The sequence below is a fragment of the Microbacterium sp. SD291 genome (assembly GCF_017355365.1).
Taxonomy (GTDB): Bacteria; Actinomycetota; Actinomycetes; order Actinomycetales; family Microbacteriaceae; genus Microbacterium.
On sequence record NZ_JADIJR010000019.1, the window covers coordinates 43,439 to 64,873 of the forward strand.

General features: G+C 68.9%; 20 protein-coding genes. 12 read left to right on the forward strand and 8 right to left on the reverse strand.

The annotated features are described in order from the left end of the window. Positions 1-134 precede the first annotated feature (134 nt). Genes phnD through IPV10_RS11620 form a run of 5 tightly spaced genes read left to right on the forward strand, consistent with a single transcriptional unit; the run spans position 135 to position 4,254 of the window. Positions 135-1,037, forward strand: coding sequence for a phosphate/phosphite/phosphonate ABC transporter substrate-binding protein (phnD, locus tag IPV10_RS11600; protein ID WP_207483995.1), 903 nt, complete (start codon positions 135-137; stop codon positions 1,035-1,037). Further along, positions 1,034-2,017 (forward strand): phosphonate ABC transporter ATP-binding protein, encoded by a 984-nt coding sequence (gene phnC / locus IPV10_RS11605; RefSeq protein WP_307861115.1) that lies wholly within the window; start codon positions 1,034-1,036, stop codon positions 2,015-2,017. The genes phnD and phnC overlap by 4 nt, the downstream gene beginning before the upstream one ends. Next, a complete protein-coding gene (gene phnE / locus IPV10_RS11610; RefSeq protein ID WP_207483997.1) occupies positions 2,001-2,837 on the forward strand; it encodes a phosphonate ABC transporter, permease protein PhnE in 837 nt (278 codons plus the stop codon). The genes phnC and phnE overlap by 17 nt, the downstream gene beginning before the upstream one ends. Then, complete coding sequence (locus tag IPV10_RS11615; RefSeq protein ID WP_207483999.1) at positions 2,834-3,601, forward strand: tyrosine-protein phosphatase; 768 nt, start codon at positions 2,834-2,836, stop codon at positions 3,599-3,601. Before phnE ends, IPV10_RS11615 begins: the two co-directional genes overlap by 4 nt. Before the next feature lie 5 nt (positions 3,602-3,606). Next, on the forward strand, positions 3,607-4,254 hold the full coding sequence (locus IPV10_RS11620) for a TetR/AcrR family transcriptional regulator (RefSeq protein ID WP_207484035.1): 648 nt from the start codon (positions 3,607-3,609) through the stop codon (positions 4,252-4,254). Positions 4,255-4,365: 111 nt separating this feature from the next. Here the strand turns inward: IPV10_RS11620 and IPV10_RS11625 are convergent, their stop codons facing one another. The 5 genes from IPV10_RS11625 to IPV10_RS11645 form a co-directional block, all read right to left on the reverse strand. Beyond that, positions 4,366-4,689, reverse strand: a complete 324-nt coding sequence (locus tag IPV10_RS11625; RefSeq protein ID WP_207484001.1) for a cupin domain-containing protein — start codon at positions 4,687-4,689, stop codon at positions 4,366-4,368. Between the two features lie 229 nt (positions 4,690-4,918). Beyond that, positions 4,919-7,150: an esterase-like activity of phytase family protein gene (locus tag IPV10_RS11630; RefSeq protein ID WP_207484003.1), complete on the reverse strand. Its 2,232-nt coding sequence runs from the start codon at positions 7,148-7,150 to the stop codon at positions 4,919-4,921. Positions 7,151-7,371: 221 nt separating this feature from the next. Further along, positions 7,372-7,509: a hypothetical protein gene (locus IPV10_RS11635; RefSeq protein WP_207484005.1), complete on the reverse strand. Its 138-nt coding sequence runs from the start codon at positions 7,507-7,509 to the stop codon at positions 7,372-7,374. Then, positions 7,509-9,839, reverse strand: coding sequence for a phosphoribosylformylglycinamidine synthase subunit PurL (gene purL / locus IPV10_RS11640; RefSeq protein WP_207484007.1), 2,331 nt, complete (start codon positions 9,837-9,839; stop codon positions 7,509-7,511). The genes IPV10_RS11635 and purL overlap by 1 nt, the downstream gene beginning before the upstream one ends. 40 nt (positions 9,840-9,879) lie before the next feature. Next, on the reverse strand, positions 9,880-10,590 hold the full coding sequence (locus IPV10_RS11645) for a class I SAM-dependent methyltransferase (protein ID WP_207484009.1): 711 nt from the start codon (positions 10,588-10,590) through the stop codon (positions 9,880-9,882). A gap of 333 nt (positions 10,591-10,923) precedes the next feature. Between IPV10_RS11645 and IPV10_RS11650 the strand changes: the two genes are divergently transcribed. Next, positions 10,924-13,011, forward strand: coding sequence for a carbohydrate binding domain-containing protein (locus IPV10_RS11650; protein WP_207484011.1), 2,088 nt, complete (start codon positions 10,924-10,926; stop codon positions 13,009-13,011). A gap of 134 nt (positions 13,012-13,145) precedes the next feature. Then, the gene (locus tag IPV10_RS11655) at positions 13,146-14,423 is read left to right on the forward strand and encodes a phytase (protein WP_207484013.1); all 1,278 of its coding nucleotides are present in this window, start codon (positions 13,146-13,148) and stop codon (positions 14,421-14,423) included. A gap of 57 nt (positions 14,424-14,480) precedes the next feature. Here the strand turns inward: IPV10_RS11655 and IPV10_RS11660 are convergent, their stop codons facing one another. Further along, positions 14,481-14,684 (reverse strand): dodecin family protein, encoded by a 204-nt coding sequence (locus IPV10_RS11660; protein ID WP_207484015.1) that lies wholly within the window; start codon positions 14,682-14,684, stop codon positions 14,481-14,483. Between the two features lie 124 nt (positions 14,685-14,808). Between IPV10_RS11660 and IPV10_RS11665 the strand changes: the two genes are divergently transcribed. Continuing rightward, positions 14,809-15,756: a hypothetical protein gene (locus tag IPV10_RS11665; protein ID WP_207484017.1), complete on the forward strand. Its 948-nt coding sequence runs from the start codon at positions 14,809-14,811 to the stop codon at positions 15,754-15,756. A 20-nt stretch (positions 15,757-15,776) separates the two neighbouring features. Here IPV10_RS11665 and IPV10_RS11670 read toward each other — a convergent pair whose 3' ends face one another. Further along, a complete protein-coding gene (locus IPV10_RS11670; protein ID WP_207484019.1) occupies positions 15,777-16,439 on the reverse strand; it encodes a hypothetical protein in 663 nt (220 codons plus the stop codon). 127 nt (positions 16,440-16,566) lie between these two features. On the opposite strand from IPV10_RS11670, the gene IPV10_RS11675 reads away from it, so the two are divergent. The 3 genes from IPV10_RS11675 to IPV10_RS11685 all read left to right on the forward strand — a co-directional run bounded on the left by IPV10_RS11675 (position 16,567) and on the right by IPV10_RS11685 (position 19,059). Then, a complete protein-coding gene (locus IPV10_RS11675) occupies positions 16,567-17,082 on the forward strand; it encodes an excisionase family DNA-binding protein (RefSeq protein ID WP_207484021.1) in 516 nt (171 codons plus the stop codon). A gap of 6 nt (positions 17,083-17,088) precedes the next feature. Next, positions 17,089-17,649 carry a PIN domain-containing protein gene (locus IPV10_RS11680; RefSeq protein ID WP_207484023.1) on the forward strand — a complete coding sequence of 187 codons (561 nt, stop codon included), beginning with the start codon at positions 17,089-17,091 and terminating at the stop codon, positions 17,647-17,649. 231 nt (positions 17,650-17,880) lie between these two features. Next, a complete protein-coding gene (locus tag IPV10_RS11685; protein ID WP_207484025.1) occupies positions 17,881-19,059 on the forward strand; it encodes a MalY/PatB family protein in 1,179 nt (392 codons plus the stop codon). Between the two features lie 111 nt (positions 19,060-19,170). Here the strand turns inward: IPV10_RS11685 and IPV10_RS11690 are convergent, their stop codons facing one another. Further along, complete coding sequence (locus IPV10_RS11690; protein ID WP_207484027.1) at positions 19,171-20,166, reverse strand: SDR family NAD(P)-dependent oxidoreductase; 996 nt, start codon at positions 20,164-20,166, stop codon at positions 19,171-19,173. 166 nt (positions 20,167-20,332) lie between these two features. On the opposite strand from IPV10_RS11690, the gene IPV10_RS11695 reads away from it, so the two are divergent. Further along, the gene (locus IPV10_RS11695) at positions 20,333-20,890 is read left to right on the forward strand and encodes a TetR/AcrR family transcriptional regulator (protein WP_307861116.1); all 558 of its coding nucleotides are present in this window, start codon (positions 20,333-20,335) and stop codon (positions 20,888-20,890) included. Positions 20,891-21,435 lie beyond the last annotated feature (545 nt).

Consider the following 21,435-nt stretch of genomic DNA (forward strand, 5'->3'; position numbering starts at 1 on the left):
GACGGCCCCTGACACCATCCGTTCACGCAGCGTTCCATTCGGAGTACGACGGTCTCGTAATTGCCCGACACCTTCGCGAGTTGGAATACCGGTGTTCTCGAAATATCGGGGACATCACCTCCCGAAAGGTCATCATGCGTCGCCTCACCCTGCCCGCCGTCGGCCTCCTCAGCGTCACGGCTCTCGCCCTCACCGGCTGCCAGAGCCCCAGCGCGGAGGCCGCCCCGGCCGACCCCAACGCTCCCATCACGATCGCCACCCTTCCCGTCGGCGAGGACCCCACAGCCGAGAACCCGATCGAGGTGTTCGCGGAACTCCTCGAAGAGGCCACCGGCCGCAAGGTCGAGGTCACCGACGTGCCCGACTACCTCAGCGTCGTCGAGGCCATCCGCGCGGACCACGTCGACATCGGCATCATGAGCGGCTTCCCGTCGGCTCTCGCCGTGAACACCGGTGAGGTCGACCCGCTCGTCGCGTTCAGCGGCGACGACAAGCCCGTCTCGACCTGCGTCGTGCTGGACGACTCGCCCATCCAGACCCTCGAGGACTTCAAGGGCAAGACCGTCGCGTTCGCCGACCAGGCGTCGAGCTCCGGCTACTTCATGCCGGTGTACATGCTGCACGAGGCGGGCCTCGAGCGGGATCAGGACTACGAGGCGATCTTCGCGGGTGGTCACGAGGGCAGCTTCGCCGCACTCGAGCAGGGTCAGGTGGATGCCGCGTGCACGGCGATCATGCTCACCGAGCTCGGCGAGCCGATGTTCCCGTTCGCCGACGGCGAGTGGCGCGCGATCGGCGAGAGCCCGGCGATGGCGGTGCAGGGCACCGTGCTCGGCCGCCAGTCCCTCGACGACGAGACCCGCAAGCTGATCGTGAAGGGCATCGCCGAGGTCTTCGCGCCCGAGAACGCCGAGCGCCTCGGCGCCATGGGCTCGTTCGCGGGTCTCGAGCAGATCGTCGCGCCGGATGCCGAGCTGTACGCCTCCTTCGCAGAGATCGCCGAGGTCGCGGGCGTCGAACTCCAGGACCTCAAGTGACGACGCTCAAGACCCACGGGGCGGATGCCGCGGCATCCGCCCCCGCGGGCCCGGCCGCTGTCCTCGTGGAAAACGGAGACCGAACCGCGCCCACTCGGCGTGGCGCCTCGGGACACGCCGCCCCAGGCGCGGATGATCCCGGTTTTCCCACGGCATCCGCCGCCACCGCCGCCGCCACCCCCGAACCGCGCACCTCGACCGCCGAGCTGCGGCAGGCTCTCCCCTTGGTGACCGCCCGCGGTCTCGAGGTCGCCTACGACGACGCGAAGGTGCTCGACGGCGTCGACCTCGACCTGTTCCCGGGCGAGATGGTGGCGCTGCTGGGCGCCTCGGGATCCGGCAAGTCGACGCTGATGCGCAGCCTCACCGGGTTCGCGCCGATCTCGTCGGGCTCGGTGCGGGTCGCCGGGCACGACGTCATCAACCTGCACCGCGGCCAACTGCGCACGCTGCGCTCCGACGTCGGGCAGGTGTTCCAGCAGTTCAACCTGATCCCGCGGCTGAGCGTGATGACCAACGTGCTCACCGGCGCCCTGCACAGCGCCGGCCCGATCAACCTCGTCGGCGGATTCTCCCGGGAGCACCGCCGCCGCGCACTCGAGCTCCTCGACCGCGTCGGCATCGCGCACAAGGCGACATCCCCCGCACGCTCGCTCTCCGGCGGACAGCAGCAGCGCGTCGCGATAGCGCGCGCCCTGATGCAACAGCCCAAGGTGATCCTCGCCGACGAGCCGGTCGCGTCGCTCGACCCGAAGCTCGCCGACTCCGTGCTGGAGCTGCTGCGCGAGATCGCCACCGAAGACGGCATCCCGGTGCTGGTCAGCCTGCACGTACTGCCCTTGGCTCTCGCGCACAGCGACCGCATCGTCGGGCTCCGGCACGGCGAGGTCGTCGTGGCCGGCGCCACCTCCCAGCTGGATGCCGCCGCGCTGCAGAACCTGTACGACGATGAGGAGCACGGCGATGACGCTCACGAGTGAACCCCGCACGTCCGCACGGCCGGCGCTGAGCGTCGCCGACCGCAGCCGTCTCGAGAGCGCGTTCCGCGTGCCGCGCACCCGCTTCCTGCTCGGCCTCCCCGTCGCCGCGCTGCTGCTGATCTGGTCGTTCAACGGGGCGGGTTTCGACTTCGTCAAGCTCGGCGAGGGCACCGTGAACATGGGCGAGTTCCTCTCCCGCCTCTTCCCGCCCGACTTCTCGAAGATCGGGACGATCGCAGCCCTCCTGCTGGAGACGTTCCAGATGGCGGTCGTCGGCACGGTGCTCGGCGCCGTGCTCTCGCTGCTCGTCGCGTTCGGGGCGTCGTCGAACATCGCGCCGCGGTGGCTGTACTACCCTACGCGCTGGGTGATGAACGTCATCCGCTCGGTGCCGGATCTCGTCTTCGCGCTGATGTTCGTCTCGGCCGTCGGGCTCGGCCCGTTCGCCGGCATCCTCGCGATGACCCTCGGCTCGATCGGCTCGATCGGCAAGATCTTCGCGGAGGCCATGGAGCAGGTCGAGCGGGGCCCGGTCGTCGCGATGGAGGCGGTCGGCGCCTCGAAGCGGCAGGTCATCCAGTACGGCATCCTGCCGCAGGCCGCGCCCCTGCTCACGTCGTACACGCTGCTGCTGTTCGAGGGGAACGTCCGCGGTGCGACCATCCTCGGTCTCGTCGGCGCGGGCGGCATCGGCCTCGAGCTCACCACGGCCATGCGCATGTACGACTACGGGCACCTCAGCGCCATCATCATCTGCATCATCGTGCTCGTCACGGCGATCGACCAGGGCAGCGCCCTCATCCGAAGGAGAATCACATGACGATCATCGACACGGACCTCGTGCTCAGCGCGCCGGTGAACCTGCGCGACCTCGGCGGCATCGCGATCGACGGAGGTGTGCTGCGCGATGGGCTCGCCATCCGCACCGATGACCTCGCCTACGTGCCGGCGGAGATCGCCGAGCAGCTCGTCGCCGAGGGGCTCACCGCGATCATCGACCTGCGCTCGCCGCTGGAGGTCGCGGTGACCGGGCGCGGCCCGCTCGGCGAGCATCCGGTCAGTTACCACCACCTGCCGCTCATCGCCGACGTGGGTCGTTCGATGGAGGACGACGGCCCCGCGCTCAGCCACGAGGGGATGGGGCGGATGTACCTGCGGATGGTCGAGGTCGCCGCGCCCCAGCTGGTCACCGCGCTCAACGTGATCGCGTATACGCCGGGCGCCGCCGCGTTCCACTGCGCGGCCGGGCGCGACCGCACCGGCGTGCTCGCCGCGATGCTGCTGCTCGCCCTGGGCGCTGCCGACGAGGACATCGTCGCCGACTACGCGCGTACCGGCGACAACATGGTGTCGATCATGCAGCGCACGGCGCCGGTGATGGGCGCGATGTGGAAGGCACTCGGCTTCGACGCGTCGGTGCACGAGAAGAGCTCCTCGCTGCTGGAGGGCGAGATGGACGTCTCGATGCGGATGCTGCTGGACACGCTCCGTGAGCGGCACGGCGATCCGCTGTCGCCGCTGCGCGCGGCCGGCCTGTCCGGCGACACCATCGCCCGGCTGCGTTCGCGGGCGGTCGCCGCGTGACGGCGATGGTGGCGGAGGCCGAGGTGACCGTCGGCGCTGGTTCGGATGCCGGGGCTGCGGTTCGCCGTCGCCCCGGTCGTCCGCGCGACGAGGAGATCGACGGGCAGATCCTCCAGGCGACGCTCTCGATCATCGACGCCGGCGAGGACGTCACGGTCGGCCGGGTCGTCGACCGCAGCGGGGTCAGCCGGGCGGCGCTGTACCGGCGCTGGCCGTCGCTGACGACCCTGATCGCGGCGGCCCTCGACGTCGGGCGCATGGTGCCACCGGAGTACCCCGACGACCAGGACCTGCGCGAGGCGCTGCTCGAGGGGATGGGACTCGGCGATGACGGCGTCGCCCCGTCGGCGCCGGGGTTCTCGGAGGAGCGGTTCCGTCAGCGCATCCGTCTCGTCATGGCTGACCGCGCCCTGCAGAAGGCGTACTGGACCTCGCACGTCTCGCGCCGCCGGGTGCCGTTGATCAACGCGCTGCGCCGCGGGATCGAGCGGGGCGAGCTGCGCGCCGATCTCGATGCGGATGCCTGCTTCGACGCGATCGCGGGAGCGGCGTACTACCAGATCGTGGTGCGTGGGGAGCGGCTTTCCGACCCCGGCGTCGCCGAGCGGCTGAGCGCGGCGATCGACGTGATCTGGCGCGGGATGGTGGCGTGAGGCCTCACGCGCCGAGACTCTCCGTGCGCTTCGTCGACTCAGAATCACATCCGTCGGCTCAGAACGGCTGGTTCGGCCGGCAATCGGCATTCCGAGCCGACAGAGTGGGCGTCAGGCGAGCCACTCCGTGATGAAGCGGTCGTTCGCGTGCACGTGCGTGGCCTCATAGGTGCCGCCGTCGAGCACTTCGAACCGGTGCTGCACGAGGGCGGGCACGACGAGGATCTGCCCGCCGGCCCCCACGACCTGCTCGTCGCCGACGGTGAACAGCGCGCGGCCGCGGTGGATCACGAAAGTCTCGACGTACGGATGCCGGTGCAGGCGCGGCCCGGTCCCCGGCGTCGAGGCGAACTCGCGGATGATGCTCACCGGGGAGCCGATCAGGTATCCCTCGATGTTCTCGTCGAGACCGACGTCGATGGGCTGGATGGTCATGGTGCCTCCTCCGTTCCCCGCCGAGGGTACGCCCCGGATCCCGACAGCCACACCCCGTCACGCCGTCCCCTCTTCGCTCCCGTCGCGAAAAAGCTCACCATTTCGTCGATTTGGCGGGCCGCTTTGCGACGGGAGCGGGTATCGAGCGGGGATTCGCGGGGGCGTAGAGACAGAAGTGCCCGGCATCCGGAAAGGATGCCGGGCACTCGAGTGAGCAGCGGATGCGGGACTAGCCGACCGTCGCCGCGATGTCGGGCTGGTCGCTGAAGATGCCGTCCATGCCGGCGTTCAGGAACACCTCGATCTCGCCGGCGAGGTCGCCCGGCGCGATCGGGTCGGCCGAGGAGCGGAACTCGACGGGCAGGTACTGGTTCTCGAGGCGGAACGTCCAGCCGTGCACGTCGAGACCGGCGGCGTGAGCATCCGCGATCACCGGCGACGGCGAGGCGAGCCGGCCGTCGGCCGTGCGCGGGATCAGCACCGACTTCTCGGCGCCGATGCCGTCGGCGTAGCCGGCGATCTCGGCGAGACCGGCGGGCTTCACGAGGTCGGCGTACGTGCGGGTGTCGCCCGCCAGCGTGAAGTCGTACGGGCGGCCCGATGAGCTGATCAGCTGCGCCAGGTGCACCTCGGTGAGGCCGCTCAGCTCGACGAGGTTCGAGACCTCGAAGCTCTGCACGATCACCGGAGCATCCGCCGAGTCGACGCCGTTCGCCTGGAGGGCTGTGACCAGCGGCTCCTCGAGCGAGAGGCCGATCGAGTCGAAGTACGACGGATGCTTGGTCTCGGGGTAGACGCCGATCTGGCGGCCGTCGCAGCTGACCGAGTGGCGGGCCAGGTCGATGACCTCGTCGAGGGTCGGGATGACGTACAGCCCGTCGAACGCGGTGTTCGCGGGGCGCGTCTGCGGCAGGCGCTCCTTGGCGCGCAGCGTCCGCAGCTCGGCGAAGGTGAAGTCCTCCGTGAACCAGCCGGTGACCTTGACGCCGTCGATGGTCTTCGTGGCCTTGCGGTCGGCGAACTCGGGGCGCGCCGAGACGTCGGTAGTTCCGCTGATCTCGTTCTCGTGGCGGGCGACGAGCACGCCGTCCTTCGTGGAGACCACGTCGGGCTCGATGTAGTCGGCGCACTGCACGATCGCCTGCTCGTAGGCGGCGAGGGTGTGCTCGGGGCGGTAGCCGCTCGCGCCGCGGTGGCCGATCACGGTGACCTGCTCGGGCTCGACCTTGGTGCGCTGCAGGTCGATGACGGCGAACTCGGTGTCATCGGGGGTTCCGGTGACGCGCGCGTCGTTGCCGGGGTAGTTGTTGTCGTTGCCGATGAGAAGGCGGCCGTCCTTCAGCTGCACGATGGTCTCGAACGACTGCACGGGCAGCGACCACACGGCTCCGCTGCCATAGCCGTTTCCGGCGCTGAGGCCGTCGGGGTTGGCGATGCGCAGGGCGTCGAGCACGAGCGTCTTCTCGACGTAGCCCTCGGCATCCGTCTTCTTCAGGTCGATCTCGTAGACGCGCTTCGTGACCGCCTGCTCGCCCTCGAAGTCGTCGCGCTCGACGAGGAGCAGCACGTCGTTCTTGACGGTGAAGGCGTCGCCGATGACGTTCGGCTCCTGGTCGGTCTGATAGTTCCAGGTGCGGCCCGTGTAGGCGCCCGTCCTGGTGTCGAACTCGAGGATCTCGCGGCGGCGGAGATCGGAGTCGTCGGCATAGGAGCCCTCGACGATCGGGTAGAGGTAGCGACCGTTCACGGATGCCGCCAGCGCCTCGAAGCCGCGGCTCGCCCGCACCCGCGGGGTCTCGCCCGGCTGCAGGTACGGGTTCTGCGGAGACTTCGCACCGTCGAGGGAGAACGGCTTCTCAAGCAGCGTGCCCTCGGCGTCGAAATGCAGCAGGAAGGGGCCGAACTCCTCGCCGACCCAGAACGAGCCGTCCTTCGCGCGGACGACCGACTCGATGTCGAAGTCGGCGCCGGTGAGCAAGCGCTCGTCGGTGCCGTCGTTCACGATCGGGAAGTCGAGGATGCCGTTGCGGTCGTTGTACGAGATGAAGCGCTCGATCGCGATGTCGCCTGACCCGCCCTGGGCGGTCTGCCAGTCGGGACGTACCAGGTAGCTGCGCAGCAGGAAGTCGGCGGAGTTGCCCTTCGCGCCGAAGCCGTTGTCGGGCTGCGCCCAGAACGTGCCGTCGCCGTTCTCGATCATCGCGGAGAAGCCGGGGATGACCTGGCCGTCCCACGGACCCTGCCGGCCGTTGTTCGGGCTGGCCTGGGCGCCGGATGCCGGGCCTTCGGCGAGGAAGTCGGCCGAGAGCTCGGCCCAGGCGACGAGCGTCGGCTCGAACGCGTGCATCTTCGAGGTCGGGGTGGTCTGGTTGCCGGCGGCCTGCGCCGGTGCGGCGAGCAGCAGCGTGGCTGCCGTCGCGACGACGGTGGCGGCCGCGAGAGCGCGGGGGAGTCTTCTCATATCGCGAGTCAAGCGGCGCGCGTTGGAATGCCCGTGACTCTCCGGCGGCCGGCGGATGACGGCGTGGTGAACGGATGCTGGACGCGAGATCGCGCGGGACCCCAGTCAGGTTCAGAGACGGGCGTTTCGTCTCGCTGCGCTCGCTCAACGACCGGTACCTCGCGGGTCGTTGAGCGAGGGAGCGTGCGACCGAGACGAAACGCGGTGAGGTGTGCGGAATCTCAGCCGAGGAGCAGCGTGAGCACCGTCGCGCCGCCACCGCCGAGGATCAGCGCGATGATGACCGTCCAGGCGACGACGCGGATGCGGCGGTTCCGACGTGCGTCGAGATCGCCGTAGTCCTCACTGGGCTCGGTCATCAGGCAACCGGCTCCGCGACCGTCGGGCCGAACGCGGCCGGCAGCGTCGCCTGCGAGCGCTCGCGCAGCTCGGCGACCGACACCGTGAACACGTCCTGCACCTCGAGCTGCGGCTCGCTGTCTGTCACGCCGATGCGCATCACCGGGTAGCCCCGGCCCTCGCACAGCCCGCGGAACTTCACGTCGTCCTCACGCGGAACCGTCACGATGACGCGGCCGGCCGACTCGGAGAACAGGGCGGATGCCGCATCCACCTCGTCGCGCTCGATGATCTCGTTCAGCCAGACGCGGGCACCGACGCCGAAGCGCATGACGCCCTCGGCGAGGGCCTGCCCGAGACCGCCGGTGGAGAGGTCGTGCGCCGAGGAGATCAGCCACTCGTCGCGAGCCGCCGAAAGCAGACCCGCGAGACGCTTCTCACCGGCCAGGTCGACCTTGGGCGGACGCCCGCCCAGGTGCTGGTGCACGACGTCGGCCCACGCCGAACCCGAGAGCTCGGTCGAGGTGGTGCCGAGCAGGTAGATGTTCTGGCCCTCGTCCTGCCACCCCGAGGGGATGCGGCGGGAGACGTCGTCGATGATGCCGAGCACGCCGACCAGCGGGGTCGGGTGGATCGGCACGTCGCCGGTCTGGTTGTAGAACGACACGTTGCCGCCGGTCACCGGGGTGCCGAGCTCGAAGCATCCGTCGGCGAGGCCGTCGACCGTCTGCCCGAACTGCCACATGACCTCGGGGTTCTCCGGCGATCCGAAGTTCAGGCAGTCGGTGATCGCGGTCGGCGTCGCGCCGGTGACGGCGACGTTGCGGTACGCCTCGGCGAGGGCCAGCTGCGCGCCCGCGTACGGGTCGAGCTGGCAGTAGCGGCCGTTGGCGTCGGTCGCGATCGCGAAGCCGAGACCCGATTCCTCGTCGACGCGGATCATGCCGGCGTCGTCGGGGAACGCGAGAGCGGTGTTGCCGAGCACGAAGTAGTCGTACTGGTTGGTGATCCAGCGGGTGTCGGCGAGGTTCGGGCTCGCCACCAGGTCGAGGAACTGGGTGCGCAGCTCGCCCGGGTCGTTAGAGCGCGGCAGGTTCTCCGCGGCATCCGCCTGCAACGCGTCGATCCACGTCGGGTACGCCACCGGGCGGTCGTAGACCGGGCCGTCGACCGCGACGGTCGAGGGGTCGACGTCGACGATGCGCTCGCCCTGCCAGTCGATGATGAGGCGGCCGTCTCCGGTGACCTCGCCGAGCACGGAAGTCTCGACGTCCCACTTCTTGACGACCTCGAGGAATGCGTCGAGCTTCTCGGGCGCGACGATCGCCATCATGCGCTCCTGCGACTCCGACATGAGGATCTCCTCGGCCGTGAGCGACGGGTCGCGCAGCAGCACGTTGTCGAGGGAGACCTTCATGCCGCTGTTGCCGTTGGCCGCGAGCTCGCTGGTCGCGCAGGAGATGCCGGCGGCGCCGAGGTCCTGGATGGCCTCGACGAGCTCGCCCTTGTACAGCTCGAGGCAGCACTCGATGAGCACCTTCTCGGCGAACGGGTCGCCGACCTGCACCGCGGGGCGCTTGGTCGGGCCGGTGCTGTCGAACGAGTCGGAGGCCAAGATGCTGGCGCCGCCGATGCCGTCGCCGCCGGTGCGGGCGCCGAAGAGCACGACCTTGTTGCCGACGCCGGTGGCGTTGGCGAGCTTGAGGTCCTCGTGACGGAGCACGCCGACCGCGAGCGCGTTCACCAGCGGGTTGGCCTGGTAGACGGAGTCGAAGACCGTCTCGCCGCCGATGTTCGGAAGGCCCAGGCAGTTGCCGTAGAAGCTGATGCCGCTGGTCACGCCGTGCACGACGCGGGCGGTGTCGGGGTGGTCGATCGCGCCGAAGCGGAGGGCGTCCATGACCGCGACCGGGCGGGCGCCCATCGAGATGATGTCGCGGACGATGCCGCCGACGCCGGTGGCCGCGCCCTGGAACGGCTCGATGAAGGAGGGGTGGTTGTGCGACTCGGCCTTGAAGGTGACGGCCCAGCCCTCGCCGACGTCGATGACGCCCGCGTTCTGGCCCATGCCCACCATCAGGCGCTCCTTCATCTCGTCGGAGACCTTCTGGCCGAAGCGGCGCAGGTAGTTCTTCGACGACTTGTACGAGCAGTGCTCGCTCCACATGACGGAGTACATGGCCAGCTCGCCGGAGGTCGGGCGGCGGCCCAGGATCTCCTTGATGCGGGCGTACTCGTCGTCCTTGAGGCCGAGCGCCGCGTAGGGCTGCTCCTTCTCCGGAGTCGCAGTCGCGTTCTCGACGGAGTCGGGGACGTGCGTGTGGGCGGTGGCTTCGGGGGCGTTGGTCACGCGCACTCCTAAGGAAGGGGCCGAGCGGGGCGGTTCCAGTCTACCGGCGGATGCCGCGGGTCGATTCTTCAGTGTCCTGTTGCGCCCGAGCGCCCCGCGACCTCAGGCGGCCGCGGTCACCACGTGCGCCTGGATCCGGCCGCGGACCTCGCCGTCCCCGTGCCGCTGCGGCGATCGCCGCAGCCGCGCGGTGAGTCGCCTCGTCCAGTGCTCCGGCATCCCGCGTCTCGATCTCGGTCCGGAGCACGGTGCCCCGGCAGTACGCGGTCGCGGCGGCCAGGGCCGACGGTGCAACGCTCTGCGCGGTCACCGTCTCGATCGTGATGCTGCCGAAGCCGGCATCCGTCAGGTCCTGCCGGATGAGCGCGACGTCGTGGTACCCGTGCGGCGTGCGGGGGAGGAACCGCGGCGCGTTCTCGGGGAACATGGCGCCGAGGGCATCCGTGATCACGGCGGCGAAGTCGTTCCTGTCGATCGCGTCCCAGACGTTGAACAGGAACGTGCCGCCGGGCGCGAGCACGCGCCGCGCCTCGCTGAACGCACGCACCCGGTCGGGGAAGAACATCGCCCCGAACTGGCAGAGCACGACGTCGAAGCTCGCGTCGTCGAAGGGGAGGTCGGTGGCGTCCGCCACCTGCCATCGCACCCGCGGATCGCGCAGAGCGGATGCCGCGAAGTCGAGCATCGGCTGATTCAGATCGGTCGCGACGTAGGTGACATCCGCCGGAAGCTGCGGCCACAGCATCCGCATCCTGACTCCTTCTGAGCCGAGGGTACGCCTGCGCGAGGCCGGGGAGAAGGGGGGGTGGATGCGGAGTTCGCGTTCGCCGGATGTCTCCTTTCGGCTCCTCCGTCATGCCGGCGTCGATCTGGGATGCCCGCGCGGCTCGAGACGGGCTACTCCCACATTCTGGAAACGCTTGCGGCTGTGAGACTAAGCAGGAATACCGCAAGAGCATCCCATTCTGTAAACGCTTGCATTAACACGTGCGTCGGCGCTACCGTCATCGAGATGCACGCTGACGTGCTCTCGATCGCACGGCGAGGATGCCGGGCGGGCGATCCCGACGGAAGGAGAATCTCGATGTTCCCGAACGTTCTGCACCGCACCCGATCCCGCGAGCGATCACGCTCGAAGGGGCGGTTCGCCCTCCTGCTGCTGGCGGCTGTGCTCGCGATCCCGGCCTTCGCGGTCACCGCCCCGCCCGCACCCGCCGAGGCCGCGGCCCCGGGCCCGAAGGACGCCACCGCGGTGATGTTCGCGTACACCTGGAACGCGATCGCCCGTGAGTGCACCGACACCCTCGGCCCCGCCGGCTACGGCTACGTGCAGACCTCCCCGCCGCAGGAGCACGTGCTCGGGTCGGCCTGGTGGACCCATTACCAGCCGGTCTCCTACAAGCTCGACTCCCGTCTCGGCACCGAGGCCGAGTTCCAGGCCATGATCGACACCTGCGAGCAGGCGGGCGTCGGCGTCATCGTGGACGCCGTCATCAATCACATGTCCGGCCAGTCCGCCGGCGGCACCGGCTGGGCGGGCACGCAGTTCCAGCACTACAACTACCCCGGCACCTACTCGAGCTGGGACTTCCACTCCTGCCGCCGCGACATCGCGAACTACCAGAACCGGTGGGAGGTGCAGGAGTGCAACCTCGTCAACCTCTCCGACCTGAACACCGGCTCCGCCTACGTGCAGAACACGATCGCCGGCTACCTCAACAAGCTGGTCGGAATGGGCGTCGCCGGATTCCGCATCGACGCGGTCAAGCACATCGCCGCCGCCGACATGCAGGCGATCTGGAGCAAGGTGAACAACCGCGACTCGCTCTACGTCGTGCAGGAGGTCATCCGCGCGAACGAGCCGATCCAGCCCGAGGAGTACACGTCCGTGGGTGACATCCACGAGTTCGCGTTCGCCCGCAAGCTCAAGGAGGCGTTCGGCGGCGGCACCCTCAACTGGCTCATCGAGGGCAACGGCATCGGCTCGTCCTGGAGCGGCTTCCTCCCGCAGGCGAACGCGGCGGTCTTCGTCGACAACCACGACACCGAGCGCAACCACGAGACGCTCTCGTACGCTGACGGCGCGACGTACGATCTCGCCCAGATCTTCACCCTCGCCTGGAACTACGGCTCGCCGTCGATCCACTCGGGCTATTCGTTCAGCGACAACAACGCAGGACCGATCACGGATGCCGGCGGCAACGTCATCGATCCGGTGAAGGGCCAGGGCAACTGGACCTTCAAGCACGCGCAGAACGACATCATGAACATGGTCGGGTTCCGCAACACCACCTACGGCAAGCCGGTCACCGACAAGTGGACCAACGGCGGCAGCGCGATCGCGTTCGGCCGCGGGGATGCCGGGTATGTGGCGATCAACCGCGGCGCTTCACTCACCCGCACGTTCACCACGACCCTGCCAGACGGCACCTACTACAACGTGATCGATGCGGTCCGCACCGGCACGACCTGGTCGGGCCCGACCGTCACCGTCTCGGGCGGGCAGTTCAGCGCCACCGTCGGCGCGAACGATGCGATCGCGCTGCACGCCGGAGCCAAGGCGACCACGGGCGGGGGCGGCACTCCGGTGGGCGATGACCTGACCGTCTACTACTCGACCACGAAGAACTGGTCGGCGTACAACGTGCACTACAAGGTAGGCGCCGGTGCCTGGACCACCGCGCCCGGTCAGGCCATGGCGGCCGCGTGCGCGGGATGGGTGTCGAAGACGATCGACTCGAACGGAGCATCCGTCACCGCCGCGTTCAACAACGGCGCCGGCACGTGGGACAACAACGGCGGCAGCGACTACAGCCTCACCGGGGCGACAGCCTCGGTGAAGAACGGGGTCGTCACGACCGCGAACCCGTGCGCGGCGCCGCCGACCGACGACCTGACCGTGTACTACTCCACCTCGAAGGGCTGGTCGGCCTACAACGTGCACTACCGCATCGGCGCCGGCGCCTGGACGGCGGTTCCCGGCCAGGCCATGGCGGCGGCATGCACGGGCTGGGTGTCGAAGACGGTCGACTCGAACGGAGCATCCGTCACCGCCGCGTTCAACAACGGCGCCGGCACCTGGGACAACAACGGCGGACAGGACTACGCCTTCGCCGGCACGATCGCCGCGGTGAGCAACGGGGCGGTGACGACGGTCAACCCGTGCGGCTGAGCTGAGCGGGCGGCGGCATCCGGGGCCGGGCAGGGCTCCGGATGCCGTCGCGCTCATGTCACCCGGGGTTCATGGCGAGTTCATCGGACGGGAGAACGATCGAGCGTCAGCATCCATCGACCTGAGGAGCCCTCGTGATCCCCCGCCTGCTCACCGCCACCGCGATCGGCACGGCCGTCGTGCTCGTCGGCGCGTCCGCCGCGCACGCCCGCCCGCCGAAGCCCGAGCCCGAGCCCATCACCGCCGTCCTCGAGACTCCCGCCCTGTGGGACGAGGACGACGCCGACGCCGACGACCCCGCGATCTGGGTCGACCAGGACGCCCCCGAGAACAGCCTCGTGATCACCACGGCGAAGGAGGCCGGCCTCTACGTCTACGACCTACAGGGGCAGGAGGTCCAGCACGTCGAGCCGAAGCCCGCACCGGGAGAGGATGACGCGTCCGGCCGCTACAACAACGTCGACCTCATCGAGGACTTCGAGCTCGACGGCGAGCGGGTCGACCTCGCGGTGGCCTCCGACCGCGGCATGGACGACCTCGGCATCTTCGTGATCGACGACGGCGCGCTGACCGAGGTGACGGCTCCGGATTCCGGCTGGATCTTCAGCTCCTCGCAGGACCAGGTCAACGAGGAGCACACGGCCTACGGCCTCGCCACCTGGCAGGACGCCACCGGCGCCTACGCACTCGTGAGCCGCAACTCCGAGACCGAGGTCGCGCTGCTCGAGCTCACGGGCAACGACGACGGCACGGTCGGCTGGGAGATCGTGCGCACGCTCGCGCTCCCCGCCGAGTTCGCGATGCCCGACGGGTCGACCTGGACGACGTGCGACGACCCTGGGCAGTACGCGCAGGTCGAGGGAATGGTCGTCGACGAGAAGAGCGGCACCGCGTACCTCGGACAGGAGCTCGTCGGCATCTGGAAGATCGACGCCGCTCTCGAGGGTGAACCCGTGCTCGTCGACACCGCGGTCGAGTACGGCCTTCCAGGCACGTACGACGCCCAGACCGACGAGTGCGTCTACGGCGAGAACCCCGGCTTCGGCGGTGACGTGCTGCGCACCGACATCGAGGGCCTCACGATCTACCGCACCAAAGCGAACAAGGGCTACCTGCTCGCGTCGAGCCAGGGCGACGACACCTTCGCCGTCTACGAGCTCGGCACGCGCAACGACTACGTCGGCTCGTTCAGCATCACCGACGGCAGCGTCGACAGCACCCAGCACAGCGACGGCGCGGATGTCGTGAACGTCAGCCTGCCCGGCTTCGACGGCGGGCTGCTCGTCGTGCAGGACGGCGACAACACGCCGGAGGGCACGGACGAGTCCAGCACGAACTTCAAGTACCTCGCATGGGAGGACGTGGCCGAGAACAGCGGCCTCGACCTGGGCCAGGCGAAGCGCCAGAGGTGAGTGAAGCGGATGCCGCCGGGCCGAGGCTCCGGCGGCATCCGTCTGCGATCCCCGTGCTCAGTCGTCGAGGACGAACGTGACCTCGAGAGTCACCTGCCATTCGCTGATGGCGCCGTCGGCGACGAGGACCTGGTGCTCCTTGACCCAGGCTCCGCTGACATTGCGCAGCGTCTCGTTCGACCTCTCGATGCCGTGGCGAACGGCGTCCTCGAAGCTCTGCGATGAGCGGGACGTGATGGTGGTGACACGTGCGACCGACATGGCGATCCTCCTTCGTTGGTGGTGGCTCCCATGCAACCCTGCGGGCGGGGTGGGTGCAAGGGGTTGTGCCGGGCGGATGCCGAGTCCTCCGACGGCATCCGGCATCGTGTGACAGCGTGTCCCCATGACCGACACGTCCGCGACCGGGCCCACGACGCCCCGCCCGAGCCTCCTGTCCTTCGCGATCGGCGCTCTCGGCGGGATCGCCGGCCTGCTGCCGTGGCTGGTCGGCGGCGGGCGGCTGCCGCTGCAGAACCTCTGGGCGACGCAGACCATGCCCCGCGATATGCCGTTCTCGCCGCTGCCGATCAGCCAGTACTTCGTGGCGCTGCTGTTCTCGCTCGTCCTGCTCGGTGGGGTGTTCGCCGGGCTCGCCGTGCACGTCGCGGGGCAGCGGCGGCCGCTCGTCGCGTGGCAGGCGGCGCTGGGTGTCGCGGCGGTGCACATGATCGCGGTCGTGCTCTCGTTCGGCGTCCTCGCCGCCGGGCTGGGATTCGGCAGCGGAGTCGACCCGCGGGCGATCCTCTATCTCGCAGGGATGCTGGGCGGCACGATCGCCGCGGTGCTGATGGCGCAGGTGGGGTTCTGGATGACGTCGCGCCGCTCGGTGGGTGTCGTTTCGCTCGGCGTCGCGCTCGCCGCGGTGCCGTTCGGGAACTGGGTCGGGCGGTGGTTCGCGGCATTCACCGGCGACGCGTTCGTGCCGCCGTTCGTGTATTCGCTCGAGCGGTGGCTGCCGGCGGTCGTCGTCGGTGCGGCGCTGATCTGGTGCGGCGTGCGTCCGGTCTGGCGGCTCGTCGTCTGGGTCGTGGCGCTGCTGGCCCTGTGGGTCACGCCGGCGCTGTTCACGGCGATCCAGGCGGGGCTGGGGATGCGCGTGCTGCAGGGAGACGTGGCGGAGATGGCGGCGGTGTCGGTCCAGCTGTTCCCGCTGGTGCTGGCGGAGGTGTGGATGCCGGTGGTCGTCGGGTTCGCGATCGCGGTGGTCGGGACGACGGTGCGGATGCTGGTCGCGAAGGCGCCGCGCGAGATTGAGACTGGAGAACGAGTCGAGGCGAGCCCGGGCCGGTGACGGGCTCCTGCCGTCTGTATTCACAACGTGGCGAGCGGGCCCTCGCCGCGGCGGAACAGTCCGAGGTCTCGACGCAGCTTCCCCGCGATCCCCCGGAGTGATGCGTTGTGGCGCACGCGGGCGCTGGCGAGCGCATGGCGTGCGATCCAGCGGGTGCCGGGCTGGCGCTGAGCGAGCGGCGCAAGCATCGGGCTGAGGGTCGAGTGCCACGTTCCGGCGGGAAGCACGTAGAACCAGAGCGCGCCGGAACCGTCATGGTGATTGATGCTGACGAGCTCGAACGGGCCGTCTAGCCGCGGAGCGCCTAAGCGTCCACGATCGATCGAGCACTCTGCGGGCAGCTCGCACACGAGGAACACCTCGTGGCCGTCGCCGATGTAGCCGGCGTCGACGAGGTCGAGGCGTCGGGCGCCGATGATCCTCATGAGGAGCTCTGCATGCTCCTCATTCTGGATCGGGCGGTTGTGGTTGCCGATCACACCGAGCGACTTGCTCGAGCCGGTGAGCGGGTCGTCTCGGATCACGGCCGCGAGGGCGTGCACGTCGGCCGTGCCTGAGGTGTCGAGTGCGACCAACGGCGCCTTTCGCAGGTTCCAGCCGTCGAGTGACCAGGGTCTCAGCGCGTCTCGCGCAGCATCCGCCGGGATGTCGTCGGTTCCGATCGGCGTTCGTGTGGTCCCCATGCTGCTCCTCCAGTTGGGAGCATCATCCACCTGGGTACGGACATCGGGAAACGGGAACCCTCGTTTTGTTCGATTCTTGCGTTTTGTTCGAATTGGGCGCATGATGAAAGTCCACCTTGGAGGAGTCATGAGCGCGGCAATCCGTTCCCGTCGATCCGTTGATCCCGTGAGCCCGACCGACTCGCAGGGCATCGCCGGCCTTGCCCGGTTCATCGAGCGTGAGGCTGTGGAGAACGTCAAACCTAAGCTGGTGGGCCCGGATAACGAGTCGATCGAGCTTCCTGATGAGGTCTACGAGATCCTCGTTCGGGTGACATCGGCCATGCGAGCGGGGAACGCCGTCAGCGTGGTTCCCTATGCGATGCGTGTGAGCACGCAGGAGGCGGCTGAGATGCTGGGCATAAGCCGGCCGACGTTCATTCGGCTGCTGGAACAGAACGAGATTCCGTACGAGCAGCCCGGTCGGCACCGTCGAGTCCAGCTGGCGGATGTGCTCGCGTATCGTGACCGCACGCACAGCAGTGCCATCGATCGCCTGGACGCGCTCACCGCGGAAGCATCCGCGAACGGCTTGTACGACACCGAGCGGGCCGACTACATCGAGGCGCTGAAGGCTGCGAAGAAGCGATCGCGGAAAGCGTGATCACGCATGGCCATCTTCGCAGCGGTGCTCGACGCCTGCGTCATGGTGCCGGTCGCCTTGTGCGACACGCTGCTGCGGTTGGCTGAGGAGCGGCTCTATCGTCCTATCTGGTCCGAACGAATACTCGCCGAAGCGACGGATGCCATCGGCGCGATCCACCCGGACATCGACTCGAGCGCGCTGCAGCGCAGAGTCGCGTACATGAATGACACGTTTCCAGGTGCGTGCATCGGTGATTTCGCGGAGATCGAGGCGGGTCTGCAGCTGCCGGATCCGGACGACAGGCACGTGGTCGCGGCGGCCTTACGGGCCAGGGCCGACGCCGTCGTGACGGCGAATCTGCGGGACTTCCCCATCGACGCGATGCTTCGCCTGGACCTCGAGGTGATCTCTCCGGATGACTTTCTCATGAGCCAGCTGGACATGCGCAGCGCCGTCGTCATTGAAGTGCTCGAGGCGCAGGCTGCGGCGACGCGCAATCCGAAGCGAAGCCTCGATGACGTCCTCACAGCACTGGCGAAAGCGGGTGTACCTGGTTTTGTGGATGAGGTTCGCAGTCGGTTCTGAGCTCCCCTAGGCCGCGCGCCGGCGGGTGCCGTCGTCATGGACGGAAATGCGACGTGCGCCGGCGTGGAGGCGTCTTTAGATTGGTGGTTCCCGCTGTTGTGAAGGAGTCCACGCGTGCCCGAGTTCCAGACCGCGACCGCCGGCGTTCTGCCGACTCGTCGCTCGCCTCGCGCTGACTCTGCCCGCATGAGCGCCGTCGTTCGATGTCGGCGAGTGAGCTGAGAGACGCCCATGACCGACGCGCGCATCGCACAGCATCCGTTCGACACCCGGACCCGCTTCCACCTCGACCGGCCCGAGAGCCGCAAGTGGAGCCTGCACCCCGGCCGCATCGGCGCCTGGGTCGCCGAGATGGACTTCGGCGTTGCGCCCGAGATCGCCGCGGCGATGCACCGCGCGATCGATGAGGAGAACCTCGGCTACCTGTCGCCTCCGCTCGCGGCGCAGCTCGGTGTCGCGACGTCCGACTGGATGCGTCACGAGTACGGCTGGGCGGTCGACCCCGAGCGCGTGCATCCGGTCTCCGATGTGATGGCCGTGCTGCGGGTGGCGGTCGAGGAGTACGCGCCCGCCGGCTCGCCGGTGATCGTGCCGACGCCGGCATACATGCCGTTCCTGACATATCTTCCGACCATCGGGCATCCGGTGATCGAGGTCCCCGGCGTCGAGGTCGACGGCCGGTGGCAGCACGACCTGCAGCGCATCGACGAGGCCTTCGCCGCAGGCGCCCGCACGCTCGTGCTGTGCAACCCGCACAACCCCACCGGCACGGTCGCCGACCGCGCCGAGCTCGAGGCGATCGCCGAGATCGTCGAGCGGCACGGCGGCCGGGTGTTCGCCGACGAGATCCACGCGCCGCTGCGCTTCGACGGGCGGCCGTTCGTGCCGTACGCGTCGGTGTCGGAGGCGACCGCCGCGCACACCGTGACCGGCACGAGCGCGTCGAAGGCGTGGAACATCCCCGGGCTCAAGACCGCGCAGCTGATCACCTCGAACGACGCCGACCAGAAGCTCTACTGCCGGTTCGGGTTCTCGGTGCAGCACGGCGCCGCGACGGTCGGCGTGGTGGCGTCGACGGCCGCGTACCGCGACGGCAAGCCGTGGCTCGACGGAGTGCTCGGCTACCTGGACGGGTCGCGGTCTGCGCTCGCGTCGCTGGTCTCGGACCATCTGCCCGGGGCCGTGTACCGGGCGCCCGAGGCGACGTACATCGGGTGGATCGACACGAAGGCGCTGGGCATCGACGGGCCGCCGGCGGAGTTCTTCCGCGAGCAGGCCGGAGTCGTGCTCACCGAGGGCCAGCTGCTCGGACAGGGATACGAGGACTTCGTGCGAGTGGTGTTCGCCACGCCCCGGCCGATCCTGGAAGAGGCGGTTACCTCCATGGGAGAGGCGCTGCGGCGTCGCTGACGGGGTCGGACCGCGCGGGTGCCCACGTCGACTGAGGGGCCAGAAATGCACCCGAATCGGCTCTTTCGCATCCATTTCTGACCCGGTCTGAGGGCGTTCCCGGTTCCGGGCTTACTGCACCGACCAGCCACCATCCGACGCGAGGATCGCCCCGTTGATGTTCACGGCGTCGTCGCTGAGCAGGAACGTGATCGACGCGGCCAGGTGCTCGGCGGTCGCGACGGTCGGGATCGCCTGCTGGAACGGCGCAAGGCGCGCGGACCCGCGCTCCGACATGTTCGGGGGCATCGGGATGCCGGTGGCGACACCGCCCGGGGCGACGGAGTTCACCCGGATGCCCTTCGGCCCGTACATGAACGCCGCGGACTTCGTGACGCCGATGATGCCGTGCTTGCTCGCCGTGTAGGCGTTGCCCGAGGAGTTGCCGCGCAGGCCGGCCTCGCTCGAGACGTTGAGGATCGCACCGCGGCCGGCCGCCTCCATCACGGGCAGAACGGCGCGCATGAGCTTGAACGGGGCGGTGAGGTTGATCGCGATGACGCGGTCCCAGACGGCATCCGTCGTCTCGCCCGCGGGGGAGAAGTCGTCGTTGATGCCGGCGACGTTCGCGAGGCCGTCGATGCGGTCGCCCGCTGCGGCGACGACGGCGTCGATCGCGCTCTGCTGGGTGAGGTCGGCGGCGACGGTGACGACGTCGGGGAACTCCGCCTTCAGTGCGTCGAGCTTCTCGGCCGAGATGTCGGCGGCGATCACGCGTCTGCCTTCGCGGGCGATGCGGGATGCCGTGGCCCTGCCGATTCCGGATGCGGCGCCGGTGACGATCACGGTCTTGCCGGCGAAGCGCCCGGTGGTGGGCTGCTCGGCCCAGCCGGTGGACTCGTCGGCCTCGGGGATCTCGCCGCCGTTGGCTGCGCGGACGAGGTCGTCGACGACCGACTGCGGCATGGCGCCCTGGCTCATCGCGACGAGCTGCTGCAGCGGCAGGCCAAGCACGGGAGTGAGCAGCTCGGGGTCGGCGCCGGTCTTCTCGAAGAGGCCGCGGATGAGCGGACCGCCGACCTCATCGTTCAGCCATTCGCCGATGGTGGAGTGTGCGGTGAGGGCCATGCTGGTGCTCCTTCTCTGTCGTTCCTTGAACTTGCCTGGGTCCCTGAGCTTGTCGAAGGGCCCGTGAGCGTGCTCTTTGGGTCCCTGAGCCTGTCGAAGGGCCCCGATCCATTACGCAACGGTGCGTCTAGTTATCTGTGATCGTACTCCTCGATAGCCTGTGAGCGTGCCGAGACCTCGAAGTGAAGCCGCGCGCCAGTCGGTGCTGGAGGCGATGCGCGCCGCGCTCTCGGCCGGCGGGTACGAGGCGGTGACGATCGAAGGTCTCGCGGATGCCGCGGGCGTCTCGAAGCAGACGATCTACCGGTGGTGGCCGTCGAAGGCGGCGATCCTCGGGGAGGCGCTGCTGGAAGGATCTCTTCCGGCGGTGGAGCTGCCGATGACGGACGACCTGGCGGCGGATCTGCGCGCCCTGTTCGCGGCGCACGGGAAGGACGGCGAGACCGTCGCGCTGGCCCGTGCGCTCATCGCGGTGACGGCGACGGATCCGGAACTGGGGGCGCGGCTGAACGAGCGCCTGGCAGCGCCGATCCGGGAGTGGACGGCGGAGAGGCTGGCCCGTGGTGTGGAGGCCGGGGAAGTGAGGGCCGATGTGGATGCTGCGGTCGTCGCGGATCAGCTGATCGCACTCGGGAGCTACGGGGCGCTGCTGGGGGTGCCGCTGGATCGGGAGCGGGCGGATGCTCTGGCAGACCTCGTTCTGCGGGGAATCGCGCGCGGGTGATCGCGAACGTTTCGTCCCGCGCTCGGAAGTTCCGATCCTGACTCGCCGCGTCTCGATCGTGACTGTCGCGACAATCTCCCACTCGCTCCTGAGCGGTGCGAGACCATCTCGTTACTTGCGTCGCATCTCGCGCACGAAGATCCAGATAAGCCAAATCCCGCCAGTAAGCAGAGTGAGGATCGCATCTAGCAGGAAATTACCAAATCCGTATTTCTTGGTCTTCGCCATACGGGAATCCTATTGCCACCTCGGGATGGTGAGGCCCAACACGTCAGCCCGCCGAAATCGAGCTTTCGGCGCCGTGATCCGCCACCGTTGCAAGAAGCGCGACATACCGAGGAAAGGGTTCATTCCGTCGATATGGTCGCGTTTTTCCGCGCCGCGGACCGCGACCGGATAGACATTCACCTGCGATGGTGGTGAGTTGCGGCCATACGCGAGCGTCTTGCGACGGAGTCCCAAGCCGCTCGACCCGTAGCATCGCTCTGATGGAAGCATTCGAGCAGTTTGTGGGCTCTTCGGACATCCGGTGGGGGTGAGGCTCG

Bases quoted from the DNA above. Each gene is read 5' to 3' on its own strand.
- phnD (WP_207483995.1), top strand. From the start codon at position 135: ATGCGTCGCCTCACCCTGCCCGCCGTCGGCCTCCTCAGCGTCACGGCT.
- phnE (WP_207483997.1), top strand. From the start codon at position 2,001: ATGACGCTCACGAGTGAACCCCGCACGTCCGCACGGCCGGCGCTGAGC.
- IPV10_RS11615 (WP_207483999.1), top strand. From the start codon at position 2,834: ATGACGATCATCGACACGGACCTCGTGCTCAGCGCGCCGGTGAACCTG.
- IPV10_RS11620 (WP_207484035.1), top strand. From the start codon at position 3,607: ATGGTGGCGGAGGCCGAGGTGACCGTCGGCGCTGGTTCGGATGCCGGG.
- IPV10_RS11625 (WP_207484001.1), bottom strand. From the start codon at position 4,689: ATGACCATCCAGCCCATCGACGTCGGTCTCGACGAGAACATCGAGGGA.
- IPV10_RS11630 (WP_207484003.1), bottom strand. From the start codon at position 7,150: ATGAGAAGACTCCCCCGCGCTCTCGCGGCCGCCACCGTCGTCGCGACG.
- IPV10_RS11635 (WP_207484005.1), bottom strand. From the start codon at position 7,509: ATGACCGAGCCCAGTGAGGACTACGGCGATCTCGACGCACGTCGGAAC.
- IPV10_RS11645 (WP_207484009.1), bottom strand. From the start codon at position 10,590: ATGCGGATGCTGTGGCCGCAGCTTCCGGCGGATGTCACCTACGTCGCG.
- IPV10_RS11650 (WP_207484011.1), top strand. From the start codon at position 10,924: ATGTTCCCGAACGTTCTGCACCGCACCCGATCCCGCGAGCGATCACGC.
- IPV10_RS11660 (WP_207484015.1), bottom strand. From the start codon at position 14,684: ATGTCGGTCGCACGTGTCACCACCATCACGTCCCGCTCATCGCAGAGC.
- IPV10_RS11665 (WP_207484017.1), top strand. From the start codon at position 14,809: ATGACCGACACGTCCGCGACCGGGCCCACGACGCCCCGCCCGAGCCTC.
- IPV10_RS11670 (WP_207484019.1), bottom strand. From the start codon at position 16,439: ATGGGGACCACACGAACGCCGATCGGAACCGACGACATCCCGGCGGAT.
- IPV10_RS11675 (WP_207484021.1), top strand. From the start codon at position 16,567: ATGAGCGCGGCAATCCGTTCCCGTCGATCCGTTGATCCCGTGAGCCCG.
- IPV10_RS11680 (WP_207484023.1), top strand. From the start codon at position 17,089: ATGGCCATCTTCGCAGCGGTGCTCGACGCCTGCGTCATGGTGCCGGTC.
- IPV10_RS11685 (WP_207484025.1), top strand. From the start codon at position 17,881: ATGACCGACGCGCGCATCGCACAGCATCCGTTCGACACCCGGACCCGC.
- IPV10_RS11690 (WP_207484027.1), bottom strand. From the start codon at position 20,166: ATGGCCCTCACCGCACACTCCACCATCGGCGAATGGCTGAACGATGAG.